At 41.1% G+C, this 16,909-nt stretch carries 11 protein-coding genes; 10 read left to right on the forward strand and 1 reads right to left on the reverse strand.

What is annotated here, in order from left to right:
* Window positions 1–73: 73 nt before the first annotated feature.
* Window positions 74–1,060, forward strand: a complete 987-nt coding sequence (gene dusB, locus JMN12_RS02340; protein WP_203136717.1) for a tRNA dihydrouridine synthase DusB — start codon at window positions 74–76, stop codon at window positions 1,058–1,060.
* Window positions 1,061–1,148: 88 nt separating this feature from the next.
* Here dusB and JMN12_RS02345 read toward each other — a convergent pair whose 3' ends face one another.
* Entirely contained in the window at window positions 1,149–2,138 is a 990-nt protein-coding gene (locus JMN12_RS02345) for a gliding motility lipoprotein GldB (RefSeq protein ID WP_203083527.1), read from the reverse strand.
* Between the two features lie 168 nt (window positions 2,139–2,306).
* Here JMN12_RS02345 and JMN12_RS02350 point away from each other — a divergent pair, with 168 nt between their 5' ends.
* The 9 genes from JMN12_RS02350 (at window position 2,307) to JMN12_RS02390 (ending at window position 16,901) form a co-directional block, all read left to right on the forward strand.
* Entirely contained in the window at window positions 2,307–7,784 is a 5,478-nt protein-coding gene (locus tag JMN12_RS02350; RefSeq protein WP_203136719.1) for an alpha-2-macroglobulin family protein, read from the forward strand.
* 197 nt (window positions 7,785–7,981) lie between these two features.
* Entirely contained in the window at window positions 7,982–8,905 is a 924-nt protein-coding gene (locus tag JMN12_RS02355; RefSeq protein WP_203136721.1) for a wall associated protein, read from the forward strand.
* Window positions 8,906–9,175: 270 nt separating this feature from the next.
* A complete protein-coding gene (locus JMN12_RS02360) occupies window positions 9,176–10,102 on the forward strand; it encodes a wall associated protein (RefSeq protein ID WP_203136723.1) in 927 nt (308 codons plus the stop codon).
* Between the two features lie 287 nt (window positions 10,103–10,389).
* Window positions 10,390–11,331 carry a wall associated protein gene (locus JMN12_RS02365; protein ID WP_203136733.1) on the forward strand — a complete coding sequence of 314 codons (942 nt, stop codon included), beginning with the start codon at window positions 10,390–10,392 and terminating at the stop codon, window positions 11,329–11,331.
* Window positions 11,332–11,599: 268 nt separating this feature from the next.
* On the forward strand, window positions 11,600–12,583 hold the full coding sequence (locus JMN12_RS02370) for a hypothetical protein (RefSeq protein WP_203136735.1): 984 nt from the start codon (window positions 11,600–11,602) through the stop codon (window positions 12,581–12,583).
* A 335-nt stretch (window positions 12,584–12,918) separates the two neighbouring features.
* Entirely contained in the window at window positions 12,919–13,323 is a 405-nt protein-coding gene (locus JMN12_RS02375) for a DoxX family protein (RefSeq protein ID WP_203136746.1), read from the forward strand.
* 3 nt (window positions 13,324–13,326) lie between these two features.
* On the forward strand, window positions 13,327–14,532 hold the full coding sequence (gene hflX, locus JMN12_RS02380; protein WP_009412836.1) for a GTPase HflX: 1,206 nt from the start codon (window positions 13,327–13,329) through the stop codon (window positions 14,530–14,532).
* Complete coding sequence (locus JMN12_RS02385) at window positions 14,513–15,214, forward strand: transporter (RefSeq protein WP_203136748.1); 702 nt, start codon at window positions 14,513–14,515, stop codon at window positions 15,212–15,214. Before hflX ends, JMN12_RS02385 begins: the two co-directional genes overlap by 20 nt.
* Before the next feature lie 223 nt (window positions 15,215–15,437).
* Complete coding sequence (locus JMN12_RS02390) at window positions 15,438–16,901, forward strand: NAD(P)H-hydrate dehydratase (RefSeq protein WP_203136750.1); 1,464 nt, start codon at window positions 15,438–15,440, stop codon at window positions 16,899–16,901.
* Window positions 16,902–16,909: the final 8 nt, after the last annotated feature.

Here is a 16,909-nt window from a genome sequence, read left to right on the forward strand (position 1 = left end):
TGCTAATCCCTAAATTTGCTAATTTGCTAATTACACACTACCTTTGCGCCTTTGAAAATAAATTTATTACAACGTGCCTAAAATAGGAAATATAGACTTGGGAGAATTCCCACTGCTGCTCGCTCCTATGGAAGATGTGAGCGACCCTCCTTTTCGCCGACTGTGCAAAATGCACGGCGCTGATATGCTCTACAGCGAGTTTATCTCATCGGAAGGTTTGATACGCGATGCTATTAAAAGCCGACAAAAATTAGATATTTTTGACTATGAACGCCCCGTAGGAATACAGATTTTTGGGGGTGATGAGGAGGCTATGGCGCTCTCGGCTAAAATTGTAGCTACTGTAAACCCCGATTTGGTGGATATCAACTTTGGTTGCCCAGTGAAAAAAGTGGTGAGTAAAGGAGCGGGCGCTGGAGTACTCAAGGATATCGACCTGATGGTACGCCTTACCAAAGCTGTGGTAAACAGTACCTCCCTACCGGTAACAGTGAAAACACGCTTAGGCTGGGACGAACAGAGTATCAACATAGAGGAAGTAGCTGAACGACTGCAAGATGTGGGGATTAGTGCGCTCACTATTCACGCGCGCACCCGCAGCCAGATGTACAAAGGGCATTCGGACTGGAGTTATATTGCCAAAGTGAAGAACAACCCGCGTATGCACATTCCTATTTTTGGCAATGGCGATATCGATAGCCCCGAAAAGGCTTTAGAATACCGCAATAAGTATGGTATCGATGGCATTATGATAGGGCGCGCGGCTATTGGCTATCCGTGGATTTTCAATGAAATCAAACACTATTTTGCCACAGGCGAACTTCTCCCCTCTCCTACTATTGCCGACCGTGTGGAAGCTGCTAAAAACCACTTGTTATGGTCGGTAGAATGGAAAGGCGAACGCCAAGGGGTAGTAGAAATGCGCCGCCACTATGCTAATTATTTTAAAGGAATCCCTAATTTTAAGGAACACCGCCATAAGTTAGTAACCTTAGACGCTTCGGAAGAGGTGGTTAAGGCTTTAGATAATGTCTTAGAGGTCTTAGGAGATAAGAGGTAATTTGTAGGAAAGCCAGCGATAGCTGGGTATGTGCTGCAAACGCCCTCACAAAAAAGGTTTTGCAAACGCCCCTATAAAAATCTCATCATTACTTATTAGGCTTGTACTGTGATTGTTTAAAGAGGGCATCGGAGTTCATTGCCAAAATCTTTACTAATGGTTCTTCTTTATGATTTTCGGCATACGCCTGAACAATACGTAACCCCATAAATTTTGCTATTTGCCCTGGTGACTCATTATCTAATTCCAAATAGAATTTAGAGAAAGGCGCTGGGTAGAGAAAACGCGCAAGGAGCTTCTTATCAGTTTGATAAAGGAGCTCTTTTTCTATAAAATAACGCCATATCTCGGGTTCATTAGCTTCAGCCCACGCGTACTGCTGGTCGGTATATCGCAACAAGTCGGCAGTAGATTTTTTAGGAAGTAATTGTTGTTCCAAGTACAGTTTTTTTCCTTCGTAAATCATATTGTCCAAAAAAGAAAGATGTACGCCTCGAGGTACTAATTTTTCAGCAAAAGCATCGGCTACATCCACTGCTAAATATTTTTTGTCGAGCTCGGTAGAGATGTAATGTTGCATATCTTGGTAGAATGGGTGTTTGGCACCCAAGTAGTTATCACTGCCTATGAGCAGGAGGCTATCGGCATAAATCACACGCGACTCGTAGTCTACTCTACTGAGGAGGGTGATGACCTTAGGCGCTTGAAATTTAGGAAAATAGTACTTGATATGTTGAAACAAACTTTTTAGTTCTTTCTTTTCGGTTGATAAATCACCTAATTGTTTTTCTACTTCGCTATATAAGGTGTGGTAATAGATATTTGCAAATTCTGGCAAATCGGGGAAAATGGGTTTGTTTTTGATTTCCACCCATTCACTATCGCTAATGCTGGGAGTGAAAAAATAAGGATATTGATGGCGCAAGGCAGGGAACTGTGCATCAGGAGTTTTTACAAATAGTGAATCCAAGCGCACCATCTCAAAGGACATTGGTATAGCGGCAATTTCCTTTTCTTTTTTGTCGCCACAGGCTACCATTAGCAGCAAAGAGGCGAAAAGGAGGAGTTTTTTTGTCATTTTCTTAGTATTGTTAATCATCATCAGATTTGCATTTTCAACTTTGGTAAAGTTTGAAGTGCAAAAGTACAAATAATTAACAAATTAGCAAATTAGCAGATTGGCAAATTTGTTAATTAACAAAATTATTACTATTTTTGTCGCTTGAAAATCAATTGTTATTGAACTATGAAAAAAATAGTCTTTGTACTCTTAGCATTATTATTAGCAGTTGCTTGTAAGAAAAACGCCAATTTCAACAGCGATCCGCTGGCTTTTAAAGATTATATTTCGGGGTATACCTCTGGGGTGATTTCTGCCCATTCAGGGATTAAAATACTACTGAATGAACCGCTATCTCAAGAAAAGATGGACAAGATAAACGACCTCCATCTGTTTGAAATTTCACCTAAAGTAGAAGGGAAAGTGGTGTGCCAAAGTCCGTCGCAAATCGCCTTTGTGCCCAATAAACCTTTATCTCAAAACACTGAATATCAGATTTCTTTCAATGTAAAGAAACTTTTTGATGTTCCTAAAAAAGAACTCGAACTCTTCAACTTTACTGTAAAGACTTTAGAACAGGCTTTTAGAGTAAAATCGGGCGACTTGCAGTCCTACAACAAAAATTTATACTTCCTCAATGCCGAGCTTTTGGCTAACGACCAAATTTCCTACGAAACCGTAAAAGATGTGCTCAAAGCCAACCTCAACGGCAAAAAAGTAGCCGTAAAATTCCAATCACAAGGCACTAACAACAAGTTTGTGATTATTTTTGATAGTATCCCGCGTATTGATAAAGAGCAAACACTTGAAATTAAATGGGATACTAAGGATGTTCCTCAGGAAAACCTCATTCCTTTCTCCTTTACTATTCCACAAAAAGGAATCTTCAAAGCGCTAAATGCCCGCACCGATGGCGCCAACCAATCGTTTAGTGTAAACTTTTCCGACCCATTAGAAAAAGAACAAGATTTTACAGGGCTCATCAGCCTTAGCAATACCGATACCGCACTGAAATACAGTGTAAATGGTAACGTGGTGAAAGTATTCCGCGAGGAACAAAAAGAAGGTGATTACAAGGTGCATGTTTCCAAAGGCATCAAGAATATCTATGGCGATCGCTTGGAAAAAGAAGCGACTTTTAATATCAAATTCTTACAACAAAAACCCGATATTCGCTTCCTCAAAAGCGGCACCATACTGCCGAGCTCGCAAAATTTGAAAATTAACTTTCAAACTATCAACTTGCGAGCGGTGAATGTTACTGTATACCGCATTTTTGAGAACAATATCTTTCAATTTTTGCAAGATAACGATTTAGGTGGAGGCTCCTATATACAGCGCGTGGGTAAGCCTATTGCACGTAAAGTATTAAAATTGAATGATGGAGCGCTCTATCCGCTCAATGAGTGGAACACCTATTCCTTAGATTTAGCATCGGTAATCACCCCCGAACCAGGAGCTATTTACCGCGTGGAATTAGGGATGACCAAAAACTATTCACTCTACGCTTGTGGTTCTAAAAACGAAGAACCTCTCGACCTTTCATTTGAAGAAAAACCTCTGAATGACGACGATGTGAACTACGCACAATATTACTACGATTACGACGAAGAATTCTACTGGGAAGAAGATGAGGATAGCCCTTGCAAAGACGATTATTACTACGGCAGAACAGTGGGCACCAATGTGCTCGCCAGCGATCTCGGGGTAATAGTGAAGAAAGGTCAAACCAATAGTTTTACCATCATAGTAAACGATTTGCTCACTACCAAACCCGTAGATGGAGCTGTAGTAGAGGTGTTTAGCTACCAACAACAGAAAATACAAGAAGGCAAAACCGATAGCAAGGGAATGTTGCGCTTAAACCTCAGCAGCCGCGCTTATTTTGCAAAAGTAAAAAAAGATAAGTTTACTACTTATGTGAAGTTAGACGACGGCGCTCCCCAATCGGTGAGCAAATACGATGTAGATGGTATGCGCTTGCAGAAAGGACTCAATGGCTTTATTTATACTGAGCGCGGCGTGTGGCGCCCTGGTGACAGCATTTATGTCGGTTTCATTTTAAACGATTTTGCTCAAAAAAATCCTGAAAAATTACCTATCAAACTCCGCTTTACCGACCCTTATGGCAAGGTGATTGCCGAACGTATGCAAACCAGTAACCCTACCAATCAATATGTTTTTGGATTGAAAACCAATGCCGATGCTCCTACAGGCAATTGGAGTGTTGCTATTTCGGCAGGAGCTGCCAAGTTTAGCAAACGCATCAAAATAGAAACTATCAAACCTAACCGCCTCAAGATAGAGAATAGCCTCAGCGGGAAACTCATCAGCGGTAATGGAGAGAATGTGCACTTGCAAGTATTGTGGTTACACGGTAGTCCTGCGGGCAATACGGGGGTAAATGTAAAAGCAAAATTCTACCCCTTAGAAACCGCTTTTAAAGGCTATGAAAAATACGTGTTCAACAACCGTGCTTACCAGTTTGAGAGCGAAGAAATGAACGTGTATGAAGGACAAACCGATAGCAATGGTAATGCTAATTTCTACTTCAGAACGAACGACTTAGAAGCTCCTGGTATGCTAAAGGTGAACTTCCTCACCCAAGCTAACGAAAGCGGTGGTGACTTCAGCACCGATGTGAGTACCGCCTCTTTCTCTCCTTATAGTGAGTATGTGGGTTTGCGTTTGCCCGAAACTAACAAATACGACTACTACAACACCCAGCAAAACCATACTTTCGATGCTGTAGTGCTCAGTGAAAACGGACAGCCGCTGGGCAACAGAACCGTAGCAGTTACTGTTTATAAAGTAGGTTGGAACTGGTGGTGGGACGCTTCTAACCAAAACATCTCTACCTACAACAGCAGCAGCAGTAATGCTATTTACAAAACCGACTATCTCACCACCGATAACAACGGTAAAGGGCGATTTACCCTCAATATCCCTGATGCCGACTGGGGTCGCTATTTTATTATGCTCAGCGATAACCAAAGCGGTCATAAGTGCGGTACTACTGTTTATTTTGATTGGGGTGACTGGACTGGCAAATCACGTGGCAGTGAAGGTAGTGAAGCGGTGATGCTCGCCTTAGGTACTAACAAAAAAGAATACAATGTAGGCGAAAAAGCCAAAATCACTTTCCCTTCCGATAAAGGCGGACGTGCGCTTATTTCGGTAGAAAATGGCAACGATGTACTCGAAACTTATTGGGTAGAAACTGCTAACAAAGAGACTACTTTTGAGGTGCCTATCACCAATAAGATGTCGCCTAACGTGTATTTCTACGTTACCCTCTTGCAGCCGCACAACAAAACGCTCAACGATGCGCCTATTCGCTTGTACGGAGTTGTTCCCGTGAAAGTAGTAGATAAAAACACAGTGCTCAACCCTGTAATCCAAATGCCCGACCGATTGACTCCTAACCAAAAAGTAAGCATCAAGGTAAGTGAGAAATCGGGTAAACCGATGACCTATACCGTGGCAATTGTGGAGGACGGGCTATTGAATCTCACCCGCTTCAAAACACCAAACCCTTGGAATACTTTCTTTAGCAAAACGGCTTTAGGAGTAAAAACTTGGGACGTGTACGACGATGTGATTGGTGCCTATGGAGGAACTATCAATCAGGCGTTTAGCATAGGAGGTGACGAGGATTTAGGCGGCGCCGATGCTCAAAAAGCAAACCGATTCAAACCTTTTGTTATCTTCCGCGGCCCGTTTGAACTCAAGAAAGGAGCTACCAACGCTCATACTGTGAAAATTCCTAATTATATGGGCTCTGCTCGTGTGATGGTAGTCGCCAGCAATGTAGCCGCCAATGCTTTTGGTAGTGCCGAGAAAAAAGATATACCTGTGGTAAGTCCGCTATCAATTTTAGGTTCCTTGCCTCGCAAAGCTGTGCCTAACGAGAAAATCGTATTGCCGGTAACCGTTTTTGCTATGGAAAAACAAGTGAAAGATGTTGCCTTGCAGGTAGAAACCAATGGTTTGTTTAAAGTTACCAGCAACCGCCACCAGCAGCTACACTTTGATAGCACTGGAGAGAAAATGGCTTATTTTGAACTCGAAACCACTGCTCAAACAGGTATTGCCAAAGTGAAAATCACCGCTACTTCAGGTAAAGAAAAATCTACTTATGAGGTAGAAATGGATGTGTACAACCCTAACCCTGTTACTTATGTAGTACAAAACGCCGTATTGCAAGGCGGACAGTCACATTCTCTCAACATTAATCTCTTTGGCGAAAAAGCGAAAACAGTGTTGGAAATTTCCAGCTTCCCAGGGGTAAATCTCACTCAGCGTTTGGGTTATCTTATTGCCTATCCACACGGCTGTGGCGAACAAGTTACTTCAGGGGCATTCCCTCAATTATTCCTCAGTGACTTTGTAACCCTTTCTAAAGAAAAAGCCGACGAGGTGAACCGCAATGTGAGTGCAGCCATCAGCAAATTGCACGAGAACCAACTTTCTAACGGTGGCTTTACCTATTGGAAAGGAGGTCGTTACGCCGATGATTGGGTAACTTCGTATATAGGTCAGTTTTTTGTAGAAGCCGAGAAAAAAGGCTATGTGTTGCCATCGGGTAGCAAACAGAGCTGGCTCAACTATCAGAATAGTGAAGCGCGCCAATGGCGTTATGAGGGTAAATACCAAAACGATTTTGCCCAAGCTTATCGCCTCTATACTTTGGCACTCGCCGGAAATCCTAACATAGGCGCTATGAACCGCTTGCGTGAACTCAACGAGCTCACCCCTAATGCTAAACGCACTTTGGCAGCTGCCTACGCCCTTGCCGGACAAAAACAAACTGCCGAAAAATTGTTCCAAACCACTGCTATCGACGATGATGCCAATAGTTATTACGGTTCTGTACTCCGCAACAAGGCAATGGCAATGGAAACCGCTTTGCTCATCGGCAGAAAAGAAGATGCAGGACGATGGGCATTAGAGATAGCCGAAAAACTCTCTACTAACGATTGGCTTAGCACCCAAACCACTGCTTATGCCCTCTACGCAATGGCCAAATACATACAGAAAAATAAGAGCGGTAGAAGCATCAATGCTAGCTATACCCTCAGTGGTAAAACCGAAAATCTAAAAGCTACCGAGCCTATGCTACAGAAAACCCTTGCTGCTAAAGGCAACGAGAGCTTACAAGTGAAGAACAACGGCAACCAAACCCTCTATGTACGACTCATCACCAGCGGTATACTACCTGTAGGCAAAGAGTTGGCTATGCAAAACGGATTAGCACTTAATACTACCTACCGCGATAGCAACGGACACACGCTTGATGTGACCAATTTGCGCCAAAGCACTCAGTTTGTAGCCACAATCGAGATTACCAACCTCACTGGTGAGGCGGTAGAGAATGTAGCGCTCACTCAAATCATCCCTTCGGGTTGGGAAATTGTAAATACCCGCTTTACCGATTACGATGAAGGCAGCAACAATAGCAATATAGACTACGCTGATTTCCGCGACGACCGCGCGAATTTCTATCTGTCACTCAAAGCTAAGCAAACCAAGTATATCAAGCTCAAACTCAACGCCTCGTATGCGGGCAAGTACTATCTGCCTGGCACTTATGCCGAAGCGATGTACAGCAACCGCTACAACACCCGCACCAATGGCAAATGGGTAGAGGTAATGAGAAAATAAGGAGCGAGCCGCTCAGGCAAAAAACTTTGACATATTCTATAAATCTGATAATCAATTACTTTTAGTTACATTGTAGGGGCGTTTTGCAAACGCCCCTACAATATAGAATTTTTGGAACAGTTTTTTAATTGCCCGTCGTGCTACGACTTCGTAATTTTTTACTATCTTTGCCCCAAAATTTAAATACTTATAGCATTATGAAGAAAATTTTATTCAGCCTTTTGGCAGTGGCTACACTTATAGGATGTGGCAAAAACGACGACAATGGCAGTGATTCAGCAAACCTTCTGGTTAAGAAAATTACTACCAAGGACGAGGATGGAAACCTCGAAGGGGTAATAACACTTACTTATGAGGGAGGACGTCCTGTGTCATTTTCTGAAGCTAATTACGAGAATGGTGTGCAGACAGGTACTACTGTTATTACCAATATCAGTTATGAAGGAAATTTTGTTAAACGGATAAAAGTAGAAAATGCAGGAAGAGATAACTATGTGCAAAACTTTACGTATGAAAATGGAAAGGTAGCTACTAAAACAGAAAAGTATGAAAGTGACTACCGTACTTACACATATCAGTATTCTTATATAGGTAATCAACTTAAAAGTGTTTTGCGAAGCCACCCTACTACTATTTATGTAAATGGAAATGTCCAAAGTGGTACTTATTATAGAGAAAAACAATTTACCTATAGTGGCAATACGGTAATTGTAGTAACAACCCAATATGAAAAAGACCTCAATGGTGCAGTAGTGACTAATACTTCTTATTCTTATGGCACTGATACTACAACTTATACTCTTTCTGACGGAAATGTAATGAAAGTGGTAGAATCAGATCCTAATTCTATAAATGAATACACTTATGATACTAAGCGCAATCCATTACACTATAAGATTCATTTTGTAGAGCCTGACCCTACAAGTTTTCTTGACCCTGATAGTGGGAAGAATAATATCTTAACCTATAAAAATACTCACGAGCATAATGGCACAAAAGACGAAACTCTTAGCACCTTTGAGTACACTTATAATGCTGATGGCTACCCAACGGTGGTAAAGCAATATAAAGTAGAAAACGGCACAAGAGAGTTTCAAGGCACTAAAGAATACGAATATTAATCCCCTTTCCTCTCCATACAAAACTGCCCGCACACCCCGCGGGCAGTTTTTTTATCCCTATACTTTGCCAAAAGAGCGAGCCGCACAGACAAAAAACTTTAACATATTCTATAAATCTGATAATCAATCACTTTTAATCATTTTGTAGAGGCGTTTTGCAAACGCCCCCTCAATATAGAATTTTTGGAACAGTTTTTTTAATTGCCCGTCGTGCTACGACTTCGTAATTTTTTACTATCTTTGCCCCAAAATTTAAATACTTATAGCATTATGAAGAAAATTTTATTCAGCCTTTTGGCAGTGGCTACACTTATAGGATGTGGCAAAAACGACGACAATGGCAGTGATTCAGCAAACCTTCTGGTTAAGAAAATTACTGAAAAAGACGAGGATGGAAACCTCAAAGAGGTAATAACACTTACTTATCAGGGAGGACGCCCTGTGTCATTTTCTGAAGCTAATTACGAGAATGGTGTGCAGACAGGTACTACTGTTATTACCAATATCAGTTATGAAGGAAATTTCGTTAAACGGATAAAAGTAGAAAATGCAAGAAGAGATAACTCTGAGCAAAACTTCACGTATAAAGATGGAAAGGTAGCTACTAAAACAGAGAAGTATGAAAGGAATAACTATACTACTACGTATCAGTATTCTTATGCAGGAAATCAGCTTACCAATGTATTGAAAAGCCGTCCTACTACTATTTATGTAAATGGAAATGTCCAAAGTGGTACTTATTATGAAGAAAGACAATTTACCTACAGAGGTAATACAGTAATTGAAGTAACAACTCAATATGAAAAAGACCTTAATGGTGCAGTGGTAACTGATACTTCTTATGGCACTAACACTATAACTTATACTCTTTCTGGTGGAAATGTTGTGAAGGAAGTAGAAGAAAATTCTTATTCTAACTCTGTAGAAGAATACACTTATGATACTAAGTCTAATCCATTACACTATATAACTAATTTTGTAGATCCAGACCCGACAAATTTTCTTGAAGTTGATAATGGGAAGAACAATATCTTAACTTATAAAAATACTCGTGAGCACAATGGCACAAAAAACGAAACTCTTAGCATCTTTGAGTACACTTATAATGCTAATGGTTACCCAACCGTAGTAAAAAAATATAAGGAAAAAGGAAATGGTGCAAGAGAGTTTCAAGGCACTAAAGAATACGAATATTAATCCCCTTTTCCACTCCATACAAAACTGCCCCATCTCCGCGGGCAGTTTTTTTATCCCTACACTTTGCCAAAGGTGCGAGCCGCACAGGCAAAAAACTTTGGCATATTCTATAAATCTGATAATCAATCACTTTTAGTCACATTGTAGGGGCGTTTTGCAAATGCCCCCTCAATATAGAATTTTTGCCCCCCTCTTTTCGTCATTCGTAACTCGTAATTCGTCTCTTGTCATTCGTAACTCGTAATTTTTTACTATCTTTGCCCCAAAATTTAAATACTTATAGCATTATGAAGAAAATTTTATTCAGCCTTTTGGCAGTGGCTACACTTATAGGATGTGGCAAAAACGACGACAATGGCAGTGATTCAGCAAACCATCTGGTTAAGAAAATTACAGCAAAAAACAAAAATGGAAATCTTGAAGAGGTGATAACCTTTACTTTTCAAGGAGGACGACCTATTTCACAACATTCCTCTTATTACAAAGATGGCGTACAAACCGGTACTACTCAAGTTACTACTATTCACTACGAAGGTAATTTAGTAAAAAAAGTAAAAACAGAAAATGCTGGAAGGAAAAACTTCGAGGAAAACAACTACTTTTATGAAAATGGAAAGCTTTCTCGTTCAACTGAAAAACGAGAAAGAAATGACTATACTACCACGTATGAGTATTCTTACACAAATAATCAGCTTACTACTGTATTAAAAAGCTATCCTACCACTATTTATCTTAAAAGTGGTGGCACCCAAAGTGGCACACGTTATACCGAGAGACAATTCACCCACAATGGCAATACAGTAATTGAAGTAAAAACTGGATATGAAAAAGACCTTAATGGTGTGGTAGTAACTAACACTGTTTCTTCTAACGGTACTCAAACTATAACTTATACCCTTTCTGGAGGTAATGTAGTGAAAAAAGTAGAAGAAACTGAATATTCTACCACTACAAGAGATTATACTTATGACACCAAGCACAACCCTCGTTATGAGATGATCGGAATATTCAATCCTGACCCTACAAAAACTCTTGAAGCCTATAATGGAAAAAACAATGTTATAAAAGAAAAATATAACTATACAGAGAAATCAGGCAGCAGAAAAATTGTTTTTATTCGCACTAGTGAGCACACTTATAATGCTGATGGCTACCCAACGATAGTAAAACTGTATACAGAAGAAAACGGCGTAAGAGAATTTAATAGCACTATTGAATACGAATATTAATCCCCTTTCCCACTCCATACAAAACTGCCCCATACCGTGGGCAGTTTTTTTATCTCTACACTTTGCCAAAGATGCGAGCTGCAAAGGTAAGAAACTTTGAAATATTCTATAAACTTGATAATCAATTACTTTTAGTCACATTGTAGGGGCGTTTTGCAAACGCCCCCTCAATATAGAATTTTTGGAACAGTTTTTTTAATTGCCCGTCGTGCTACGACTTCGTAATTTTTTACTATCTTTGCCGCATAATTATAAATCTTATAGCATTATGAAGCATTTTTTAGTAAGCCTTTTGGCTATCGCTACATTAGCCGCTTGTAGCAAAAACGATGATGATAACAACAATAACGGCGGTGGAAACAATGGTAATGGTGGTACTACCTCAACTACTGTTACAAGCACCACACAAACCCCTACAATGAAAGTTGAACGAATGATTTCCTTTGAGCCAGACGGAAAACACACCTATGAAGTTATAGCTCACTATGAAAATGGAAAAATAACCTCTTTCTCTGAGAGAGAACTCATTAACGGAGTACAAACTGGCTCTACCCAAATCACTACTCTTAAATATGATGCTCAAGGGCGTATCCAAGAAAGAAAAGAAGCTCAAGAAGACGGCTCTATCGACAGAGAGAACAAAACAGAAACTTTCTTCTATGACGGCAGTGGTAATTTAGAGCGAAAAGAAATTACCTACCCTATGAAACTTAATGGGAATGGGACTATAGAGTACAAATACGAGAATGGTAAACTAAAACAATTTACCTATAAAGGAAGTTTAAATAATGGGGAAAAACGTTATGAAACTCATACTTTCAATTACACTAATGCAAACATTACTGTGAATATCAAAGAGTATTATGTGAATGCACAAGAAGCCGTAATAACCAGCACTATAAAAAATTCTAAAATCATCTATATTCTTTCTAATGGTAATGTTATAACAAAAGAAGAAACTCATCCTCAAGGAAGTACTACTATAACCAATTTTAAATACGACAATGCTAAGACTCTTCATTCTTTGAATACTTTAACGCTCGAACCAGAAACTTATGATGAAAGCGACTTTTGCAAAAATAATATTATCTCTAAGGAAAGAACCTATACATATTCATATAATGGACAAACCAACACTCACAAAACTACTTATCGTTATGAGTATGAATATACTCCAGAGGGTTATCCTAAAACTATAAAGGAATATAATAGTGAAGGTAAGCTAGAAGAAATTAAAGAATACGAATATTAATCCCCTTTTCCACTCCATACAAAACTGCCCCATCCCCGCGGGCAGTTTTTTTATCCCTATACTTTGCCAAAGGTGCGAGCCGCACAAGCAAGAAACTTTGCCAAAGTTGATTAAAGTTAATTATTCTGATAATCAATCACTTTTAGTCACATTGTAGGGGCGTTTTGCAAACGCCCCCTCAATATAGAATTTTTGCCCCCCTCTTTTCGTCATTCGTAACTCGTAATTCGTCACTATACTTTATCGCCCGTCGTGCTACAACTTCGTAATTCGTAATTCGTAACTCGTAATTTTTTACTATCTTTGCCCCATAAACTTAAAAATACCTCCATTTTATGAAAAACAGAGATTTAGGACTACTCGTCCTCCGCCTCACCATAGGCTTGCTTATGCTTCCTCACGGCATCAACAAACTATTGCACCCCGATGCCTTTGCTTTTGTTCAAAGCGCTTTAGAAGCTAAAGGTCTTCCCACTTTTATAGCCTATGGCGTATTCGTGGGCGAAATTGTGGCGCCCCTACTCATCGTTTTGGGATTCCGTTCGCGTTTAGGAGCTCTTGTGATGTTCCTCAACGGACTGGCTACACTCTATTTAGCCTATTCTGATTCACTTACCGCCCTTAACCCTCACGGTGGTTGGGTTCCCGAATTGCCCGCCTTATTCTTCTTAGGGGCCTTAGCTTTACTCTTTACTGGAGGGGGCAAATACGCTCTTTCTACTCGCAATAAATGGGATTAACAAATGTTAGAACAAATCAATCTTACTTACGAGAAAGTTGTACTCGTAGGGATTATCAATCAATTACAAACAGAAGAAAAATCTAAAGAATACCTCGACGAACTCGAATTTCTTACCTATACCGCTGGAGGTGAAGTGCTCAAACGCTTCACCCAAAAGCTTGATGTACCTAACCCTAAAACCTTCATCGGCACCGGTAAAATGGAAGAAGTACAGCAATTTGTTGAGGAAAATGAGGTAGGTACTGTCATCTTCGACGATGAGCTTACACCTGCCCAACAGAAAAACATCGAGCGCATTCTCAAAGCTAAAATATTAGACCGTACAGGGCTTATTCTCGATATCTTCGCCCAGCGCGCCCAAACCAGCTACTCGCGCACACAAGTCGAATTGGCACAATACGAATACCTCTTACCGCGCCTTACGGGACTATGGACGCACCTCGAACGTCAGCGTGGCGGTATTGGGATGCGTGGCCCTGGTGAAACCGAAATCGAAACCGACCGCCGTATTGTGCGCGACCGTATTGCCCTGCTCAAAAAGAAACTCACCGCTATCGATAAACAAATGGCAACCCAGCGCAGCAACCGCGGAGCATTAGTACGTGTGGCACTCATCGGTTATACCAATGTGGGCAAATCTACCCTAATGAATGTGATTAGCAAAAGCGAAGTCTTTGCCGAAAACAAGCTCTTTGCTACCCTCGATACCACTGTGCGCAAGGTCGTGATTGAAAACCTACCTTTCTTGCTCAGCGATACCGTAGGGTTCATTCGCAAACTACCTACACAGCTTATTGAATCGTTCAAAAGTACCCTCGACGAGGTACGTGAAGCCGATTTGCTCTTGCACGTAGTAGATATTTCGCACCCTAATTTTGAGGAACATATCCAATCAGTAAATCAAATATTAGCCGAAATTCACAGCGCCGATAAGCCCACCATTATGGTATTCAACAAGATTGATGCGTATACTAATGAAGAAATTGCCGAAGACGATTTGGCTACCGAGCGCACTAAAAAACACTTCACCCTTGAAGAATGGAAACAAACTTGGATGCAGCGAATGGGGCGTGATGTTCTGTTTATTTCGGCACTCAATAAAAACAATCTCGAAGAATTCCGTGAGGTAGTGTACGAAAAAGTGAAGGAGATACACATCACCCGCTTCCCTTTTAATAATTTCCTATATGAGAAAATTGAAGAATAACCTTTTTTTACTCCTTTTGTACTTGTGTTGCAGTTCTTTGGCTATTGCTCAAAACGATGAAAACATCAATACCGATCGCCCCGACCAAAGTGAAGGAGTGTACACACTACCCAAAGGTCAGTTTCAAATAGAAAATGGATATGTTTTCAGCAAAGAAGATAGCAGTGCGAATCTAATGTTGCGTTACGGACTTATCTCAAACACCGAAATCCGCTTAGAAGGCGATTTCGACCTCCGTACCCCCGATTTTAGCAGTACTACCTTCAGCGTAAAACAGCGTTTATACGAATCGGAACAGCGTTATATCCCCTCAGTAGGGCTCATTGGTTACGGGCAATACAGCAAAACAGACGCTAAGACTTATACTTTCGACGCTTGTTTAGCTTTCGAAAGCTCTCTTACCGACCAGCTTTCATTAGCTTATGGCACTCGTAGTTCTGGGCAATTTGAAAATTTGGATGTTACCGCCCAAATCAATTATGCTCCCAACAATAAGCTATGGGGCTTTGTTGAATATTACGCCTCTTATAATGGCACACGTGCTCCTGAGCATAATATCAATGCAGGTTTTGCCTATCTCCTCACCCCTACTCTACAGTTAGACATTAGTAGTGGACGTACATTATGGCAAGACGAACCACAATATTTCATAGGAGCAGGTTTGGGACTTTTAATTAGATAAAACCTAAGAGTATTCTCCACAAGAGATTACAAAAAATCTCAAAATCGCCTTTGCACCGCAAACTTTGTCAAAGTCTAAGGACTTTGACAAAGTCAACTAATTGATTATTAAATTTTTACTTACGACCAACTCACATTAATTATTAATTATGGGAGAAATTCTGATACTTCAGAGTCTTTCCTCCCAACAAAAACCGACAATAAAAACACCTCTTACCTAAAAAATGAAAATCCTTAGCTCTCAACAACTACGTGATGCCGATGCCCAAACCCTCATTGCCCAAAATATCTCCTCTTGGCAACTGATGGAACGCGCTGCTACAAAACTTTTCGATTGGATAAAACAACACTGCTCTAAAAAGGAAACTTTTACTGTATTAGCCGGCACAGGTAACAACGGTGGCGACGGACTTGCCTTAGCGCGTATGCTCTCTGCCGATGGTTGGCACGTAACTACTTATTTATTGTGCTTTAGCGACCACCTCTCCTCCGATTGCCAGCAGAACAAAACACTCTTAGAAGAACAAGGTATTACCATAACCGAAATACAAGCCGAACAAGCCTCTCAAATCTGCTTTGAAAAGGTGGTAATCGATGCTGTTTTTGGCATTGGGCTCTCCCGCCCAGTCCCTATTTGGCTGCAACAGCTATTCCAAAAACTCAACGATTCCAATAGCTATATCATAAGTGTAGATATGCCCTCAGGGCTCCCTACCGACCGCATTCCTTCACCCGAGGAAATTTGGGTACACCCTCACCAGCTGCTCACCTTCCAAACTCCTAAACTACCCTTTTTACTACCTTCCACAGGAAAATACATCCCTCATTGGGAAGTGCTTGATATAGGTTTAGACCCCTACTTCCTAAACACCTTGCAACCCGATTACTACTACCTCGAACCCGATATACTGCAATTGCAACACAAACGACCAAAATTCTCACACAAAGGTACTTACGGTCACGCGTTGCTTATAGGTGGTAGTTATGGCAAAATGGGGGCTGTAGTGCTCAGCGGTACAGCTGCCTTGCGCACAGGCGTAGGGTTACTCACGGTGGCTATCCCCGAATGTGGCTATACAGTACTACAAACTGCCTTGCCCGAGGCTATGGTACTCACCTGCGACGAGGCTAAGCACTACAGGGCTATGGAAATTCCTTTTGCACCCTCGGCTATAGGTGTAGGCGTGGGTTGGGGCACTCACCCCGATACGGCTAATGCGCTCTTCAGTCTGTTGCAACAATACCCCGATACGCCTTTTGTCCTCGATGCCGATGCGCTGAACATTCTCTCTCAACACTCCGAAAAAGTAGCTTTGTTGCCCAAAAATACAATCCTCACCCCCCATCCTAAAGAGTTAGAACGCCTGATAGGCAAATGGGACGACGACTTGCACAAACTTGCCAAAGCTAAAGATTTTGCCAAAGAGCACAAAGTACTCCTCCTTATCAAAGGAGCTTACACAATGATTACCAATGGCGAGCATTATTGGGTGAATAGCACCGGCAATGCCGGAATGGCAACAGCAGGCAGTGGCGATGTGCTCACCGGTATGCTCACCAGCTTGCTCGCTCAGGGCTATAGTGCTATAAAAGCCGCTTGTTTAGGAGTATACCTCCACGGACTACGGGGAGATGAAGCTGCTAAAAAACAAGGAGTGTCACGCCTCATCGCCCGTGATTTATGCTAAATTTCTGA

This window comes from Capnocytophaga genosp. AHN8471 (genome assembly GCF_016806945.1).
GTDB lineage: Bacteria > Bacteroidota > Bacteroidia > Flavobacteriales > Flavobacteriaceae > Capnocytophaga > Capnocytophaga periodontitidis.

Bases quoted from the DNA above. Each gene is read 5' to 3' on its own strand.
- JMN12_RS02345 (WP_203083527.1), bottom strand. From the start codon at position 2,138: ATGACAAAAAAACTCCTCCTTTTCGCCTCTTTGCTGCTAATGGTAGCC.
- JMN12_RS02350 (WP_203136719.1), top strand. From the start codon at position 2,307: ATGAAAAAAATAGTCTTTGTACTCTTAGCATTATTATTAGCAGTTGCT.
- JMN12_RS02355 (WP_203136721.1), top strand. From the start codon at position 7,982: ATGAAGAAAATTTTATTCAGCCTTTTGGCAGTGGCTACACTTATAGGA.
- JMN12_RS02360 (WP_203136723.1), top strand. From the start codon at position 9,176: ATGAAGAAAATTTTATTCAGCCTTTTGGCAGTGGCTACACTTATAGGA.
- JMN12_RS02365 (WP_203136733.1), top strand. From the start codon at position 10,390: ATGAAGAAAATTTTATTCAGCCTTTTGGCAGTGGCTACACTTATAGGA.
- JMN12_RS02370 (WP_203136735.1), top strand. From the start codon at position 11,600: ATGAAGCATTTTTTAGTAAGCCTTTTGGCTATCGCTACATTAGCCGCT.
- JMN12_RS02375 (WP_203136746.1), top strand. From the start codon at position 12,919: ATGAAAAACAGAGATTTAGGACTACTCGTCCTCCGCCTCACCATAGGC.
- hflX (WP_009412836.1), top strand. From the start codon at position 13,327: ATGTTAGAACAAATCAATCTTACTTACGAGAAAGTTGTACTCGTAGGG.
- JMN12_RS02385 (WP_203136748.1), top strand. From the start codon at position 14,513: ATGAGAAAATTGAAGAATAACCTTTTTTTACTCCTTTTGTACTTGTGT.
- JMN12_RS02390 (WP_203136750.1), top strand. From the start codon at position 15,438: ATGAAAATCCTTAGCTCTCAACAACTACGTGATGCCGATGCCCAAACC.